Origin of the sequence: Amycolatopsis sp. WAC 04197 (genome assembly GCF_003947475.1) — a bacterium.
GTDB classification, from domain to species: Bacteria; Actinomycetota; Actinomycetes; order Mycobacteriales; family Pseudonocardiaceae; genus Amycolatopsis; species Amycolatopsis japonica.
This window is the reverse complement of the sequence record NZ_QHJK01000023.1, coordinates 1-5241: the sequence shown is the minus strand read 5'-3', so window position 1 is coordinate 5241 and position 5241 is coordinate 1. Positions and strand designations below refer to the sequence as shown.

Below are 5241 nucleotides of genomic sequence, written 5' to 3'. Positions count from 1 at the left end.
GTTAGTCCGGCGGTGTCCTACTCTCCCACAACCCTTCGGTTGCAGTACCATCGGCGCTGTCAGGCTTAGCTTCCGGGTTCGGAATGGGACCGGGCGTTTCCCTGACGCTATAACCACCGAAACACTATGAAACACCACAACCTGTCTGTTTCCACAACGGTGTGGTGTTTCAGAGCTGTAGAGTGGATGCGTAACATCTTTGTGGGCAAGTCCTCGGCCTATTAGTACCAGTCAACTCGACAACACATTACTGTGCTTCCATTTCTGGCCTATCAACCCAATGGTCTGTTGGGGGCCTTAACCCACAAGGGGTGGGATACCTCATCTTGGAACAGGCTTCCCGCTTAGATGCCTTCAGCGGTTATCCCTTCCGAACGTGGCCAACCAGCCATGCCACTGGCGTGACAACTGGCATACCAGAGGTTCGTCCGTCCCGGTCCTCTCGTACTAGGGACAGCCTTCCTCAAGTATCCTACGCGCGCGGCGGATAGGGACCGAACTGTCTCACGACGTTCTAAACCCAGCTCGCGTGCCGCTTTAATGGGCGAACAGCCCAACCCTTGGGACCTACTCCGGCCCCAGGATGCGACGAGCCGACATCGAGGTGCCAAACCATGCCGTCGATATGGACTCTTGGGCAAGATCAGCCTGTTATCCCCGGGGTACCTTTTATCCGTTGAGCGACACCCCTTCCACCAGGTGGTGCCGGATCACTAGTCCCGACTTTCGTCCCTGCTCGACATGTCTGTCTCACAGTCAAGCTCCCTTGTGCACTTGCACTCAACACCTGATTGCCAACCAGGCTGAGGGAACCTTTGGGCGCCTCCGTTACTCTTTAGGAGGCAACCGCCCCAGTTAAACTACCCATCAGGCACTGTCCCTGAACCAGATCATGGTCCGAGGTTCAGATTCCCAATCCGACCAGAGTGGTATTTCAACAACGACTCCACCAACACTAGCGTGCCAGCTTCACAGTCTCCCACCTATCCTACACAAGCCGAACCGAAAACCAATACCAAACTATAGTAAAGGTCCCGGGGTCTTTCCGTCCTGCCGCGCGTAACGAGCATCTTTACTCGTAGTGCAATTTCGCCGGGCCTGTGGTTGAGACAGCCGGAAAGTCGTTACGCCATTCGTGCAGGTCGGAACTTACCCGACAAGGAATTTCGCTACCTTAGGATGGTTATAGTTACCACCGCCGTTTACTGGCGCTTAAATTCTCAGCTTCACCCCCAAAGGGGTTAACCGGTCCTCTTAACGTTCCAGCACCGGGCAGGCGTCAGTCCATATACATCGTCTTGCGACTTCGCATGGACCTGTGTTTTTAGTAAACAGTCGCTTTCCGCTGGTCTCTGCGGCCACCCACCCCTAGTCCGCAAGGGACTTCAGAGTGTTTGGCCCCCCTTCTCCCGAAGTTACGGGGGCATTTTGCCGAGTTCCTTAACCACAGTTCACCCGATCGCCTTAGTATTCTCTACCTGACCACCTGTGTTGGTTTGGGGTACGGGCCGTGCACGCACTCGCTAGAGGCTTTTCTCGGCAGCATAGGATCACTCTACTTCACCTCAATCGGCTACGCATCACGTCTCAACCTTAATGAATGGCGGATTTGCCTACCATTCGGTCTACACGCTTACACCAGTACTACCACTCACTGGCGGAGCTACCTTCCTGCGTCACCCCATCACTCGACTACTACGGAATCAGATCCCACGCTCCACACAGAAACCTCCATCCGAAGATATTGGTAACTGGCTTTGGGTGGTTAGTATCAACCGCCTCATCCTGGGCGCACGTGCTCGGGTACGGGAATATCAACCCGTTATCCATCGACTACGCCTGTCGGCCTCGCCTTAGGTCCCGACTTACCCTGGGCGGATTAGCCTGGCCCAGGAACCCTTGGTCATCCGGCGGCAGAGTTTCTCACTCTGCATTCGCTACTCATGCCTGCATTCTCACTCCCACACCCTCCACGACTGGCTTCCGCCGCCGCTTCCCTGGATGCAGGACGCTCCCCTACCCATCCACACGACTAGACATACCCTCAAGGAGAATGCCGATCTATATGTATGAATGACACAGCTTCGGCGGTGTGCTTAAGCCCCGCTACATTGTCGGCGCAGGACCACTTGACCAGTGAGCTATTACGCACTCTTTCAAGGGTGGCTGCTTCTAAGCCAACCTCCTGGTTGTCTGGGCAATCCCACATCCTTTCCCACTGAGCACACACTTAGGGGCCTTAGCTGGTGTTCTGGGCTGTTTCCCTCTCGACGACGAAGCTTATCCCCCGCCGTCTCACTGCCACACTCTCACACCACGGTATTCGGAGTTTGGTTGATTTCGGTAACCCGGTAAGGCCCCTAGACCATCCAGTAGCTCTACCCCCGTGGAGAAACATGTGACGCTGCACCTAAATGCATTTCGGGGAGAACCAGCTATCACGGAGTTTGATTGGCCTTTCACCCCTACCCACAGCTCATCCCCTCAGTTTTCAACCTAAGTGGGTTCGGCCCTCCACGTCGTCTTACCGACGCTTCAGCCTGGCCATGGGTAGATCACTCCGCTTCGGGTCTAGACCACGCGACTCAATCGCCCTATTCAGACTCGCTTTCGCTACGGCTACCCCACACGGGTTAACCTCGCCACGCAGCACTAACTCGCAGGCTCATTCTTCAAAAGGCACGCCATCACCTCAACATCACAAAGATGTGCTCGGGCTCTGACGGCTTGTAGGCACACGGTTTCAGGTACTCTTTCACTCCCCTCCCGGGGTACTTTTCATCTTTCCCTCACGGTACTAGTCCGCTATCGGTCTTCAGGAAGTATTTAGGCTTACCGGGTGGTCCCGGCAGATTCACAGCAAATTCCACGAGCTCGCTGCTACTCGGGAACACCAGACAAACAATCCACAACGTGTTTTCGCGTACGGGACTCTCACCCACTCCGGTCGCCCATCCCAAGGCGTTCCACTAACACGCGTAATCGTTCCGAGGACTGTCAGATCCTCGACGCTGGGTCCCACAACACCACACACACAACGCCTGACAGCTTGACATGTGCATGGTTTAGCCTCTTCCGCTTTCGCTCGCCACTACTCACGGAATCACGGTTGTTTTCTCTTCCTACGGGTACTGAGATGTTTCACTTCCCCGCGTTCCCTCCACGCACCCTATATATTCAGATGCGGGTAACACCACATAACTGGTGCTGGGTTTCCCCATTCGGAAATCCTCGGATCACAGCTCGGTTGACAGCTCCCCGAGGCATATCGCAGCCTCCCACGTCCTTCATCGGCTCCTGAAGCCAAGACATCCACCATGTGCCCTTAACAACTTGACCACAAAGATGCTCGCATCCACTCTACAGTTCTCAAACACCACACCAGAAACAAACGTCCCAGAGGGGGTTAGCCCCTTGGCGTGTTGCCTCAGGACCCAACAGTGTGCTTCGTGAACAATTCTTGACCAGACCCAGCGGAACACTTTCCACGCTCCTTACGGAGCAGTACTCGCCCTCGCCGGCAACCCGGTCGCGAACCCTAACCAGTAGTTCCACAATTCCTTGAGCAACCAGTGCCAGCACACATTCGGTGCTGAAACCCTGGCCACTCCACAGTGCTGGTCTCGGGTATCCCGAGGACTGTGGATGTGTTGCTCCTTAGAAAGGAGGTGATCCAGCCGCACCTTCCGGTACGGCTACCTTGTTACGACTTCGTCCCAATCGCCAGTCCCACCTTCGACCACTCCCCCCCTTGCGGGTTGGGCCATGGGCTTCGGGTGTTACCGACTTTCATGACGTGACGGGCGGTGTGTACAAGGCCCGGGAACGTATTCACCGCAGCGTTGCTGATCTGCGATTACTAGCGACTCCGACTTCACGCAGTCGAGTTGCAGACTGCGATCCGAACTGAGACCGGCTTTAAGGGATTCGCTCCACCTCGCGGTATCGCAGCCCTCTGTACCAGCCATTGTAGCATGTGTGAAGCCCTGGACATAAGGGGCATGATGACTTGACGTCATCCCCACCTTCCTCCGAGTTGACCCCGGCAGTCTCCCACGAGTCCCCGCCATGACGCGCTGGCAACGTAGGATAAGGGTTGCGCTCGTTGCGGGACTTAACCCAACATCTCACGACACGAGCTGACGACAGCCATGCACCACCTGTACACCAACCACAAGGGAAGCCCTATCTCTAGGGATGTCTGGCGCATGTCAAGCCCAGGTAAGGTTCTTCGCGTTGCATCGAATTAATCCACATGCTCCGCCGCTTGTGCGGGCCCCCGTCAATTCCTTTGAGTTTTAGCCTTGCGGCCGTACTCCCCAGGCGGGGCGCTTAATGCGTTAGCTACGGCACGGACAACGTGGATGTCGCCCACACCTAGCGCCCAACGTTTACAGCGTGGACTACCAGGGTATCTAATCCTGTTCGCTCCCCACGCTTTCGCTCCTCAGCGTCAGTATCGGCCCAGAGACCCGCCTTCGCCACCGGTGTTCCTCCTGATATCTGCGCATTTCACCGCTACACCAGGAATTCCAGTCTCCCCTACCGAACTCAAGTCTGCCCGTATCGCCCGCACGCTCCACGTTAAGCGTGGAGTTTTCACGAACGACGCGACAAACCGCCTACGAGCTCTTTACGCCCAATAATTCCGGACAACGCTCGCACCCTACGTATTACCGCGGCTGCTGGCACGTAGTTAGCCGGTGCTTCTTATCCAGGTACCGTCACTTGCGCTTCGTCCCTGGCGAAAGAGGTTTACAACCCGAAGGCCGTCATCCCTCACGCGGCGTCGCTGCATCAGGCTTGCGCCCATTGTGCAATATTCCCCACTGCTGCCTCCCGTAGGAGTCTGGGCCGTGTCTCAGTCCCAGTGTGGCCGGTCACCCTCTCAGGCCGGCTACCCGTCGTCGCCTTGGTAGGCCATTACCCCACCAACAAGCTGATAGGCCGCGGGCTCATCCCGTACCGCCGGAGCTTTCCACCAAACCCCATGCGAGGCTCTGTCATATCCGGTATTAGACCCAGTTTCCCAGGCTTATCCCAAAGTACAGGGCAGATTGCCCACGTGTTACTCACCCGTTCGCCACTAATCCACCACCGAAACGGCTTCATCGTTCGACTTGCATGTGTTAAGCACGCCGCCAGCGTTCGTCCTGAGCCAGGATCAAACTCTCCAACAATGTCATCGAATTTGATCGAGGCAATTTAATACTTGCTCTCAAAGGAACCTCTTACGAGGTT

3 rRNA genes are annotated in these 5241 nt (G+C 56.1%); all 3 read right to left on the bottom strand.

The window, feature by feature from the left end:
* Nucleotides 1–4 precede the first annotated feature (4 nt).
* A 5S ribosomal RNA gene (gene rrf / locus DMC64_RS42535) occupies nt 5–121 on the bottom strand.
* A gap of 80 nt (nt 122–201) precedes the next feature.
* Nucleotides 202–3339 (bottom strand): 23S ribosomal RNA (locus tag DMC64_RS42530).
* Between the two features lie 322 nt (nt 3340–3661).
* Nucleotides 3662–5180, bottom strand: a 16S ribosomal RNA gene (locus tag DMC64_RS42525).
* The 16S, 23S and 5S rRNA genes sit together here, the layout of an rRNA operon.
* Nucleotides 5181–5241: the final 61 nt, after the last annotated feature.